We start from the raw sequence: 594 nt of genomic DNA on the forward strand, positions 1-594 counted from the left end.
TGGCGTGCAGCTTATAGCTGCGCAGGATGTCCTCCTCCGCCGACGACGTGGTGAGCACGACAACCGGGATATGGCAGAGATCGGCGTCCGACTTCACCTTCTCCAGCAGTTGGCGTCCGTCGTACTTGGGCAGGTTGAGGTCGAGCAGGATCAGATCCGGTCGCGGGGCGTCGCCGTACACACCGCGCCGGTAGAGGAAGTCCAGGCCCTCCTCACCGTCGCGCGCGACGTGCAAGGTGTTCTTGATCTTGTTGTGCTCGAAGGCTTCCCGGGTGATCAGCTCGTCTCCCGGGTCGTCTTCGACCAGCAGAATGTCGATAGCTCTGCTCTCGGGCGCGCTCATTCGCGATGTCCTTCCGACACGACTTCTGGGATGGGGTTCGGCTCGGTGGCGGGGGTGATGGGCAGAGTGAAGACGAAGCGGGATCCGCCCGTGTACGACGTGTCGATCCAGATGAGCCCACCATGGTGTTCGACGATCTTCTTGCACAGTGCGAGCCCGATACCGGTGCCGGAGTAGGCGTCCCGGCCGTGCAACCGCTGGAAGATGACGAAGACCTTGTCCACGAACTCCACCCCGATACCGATGCCGTT

2 protein-coding genes are annotated in these 594 nt (G+C 62.5%); both read right to left on the reverse strand.

Annotation, left to right across the window (positions count from 1 at the left end):
- Positions 1-343: response regulator (locus H7J86_RS31675; RefSeq protein WP_267295815.1), on the reverse strand; the 343-nt coding region annotated here is incomplete at its 3' end.
- Positions 340-594, reverse strand: a 255-nt coding sequence (locus H7J86_RS31680) for a sensor histidine kinase (RefSeq protein ID WP_267295817.1), incomplete at its 5' end; no start/stop codon positions are given. The genes H7J86_RS31680 and H7J86_RS31675, both read right to left, overlap by 4 nt.

Source organism: Mycobacterium hackensackense (genome assembly GCF_025822555.1).
Taxonomy (GTDB): domain Bacteria; phylum Actinomycetota; class Actinomycetes; order Mycobacteriales; family Mycobacteriaceae; genus Mycobacterium; species Mycobacterium fluoranthenivorans.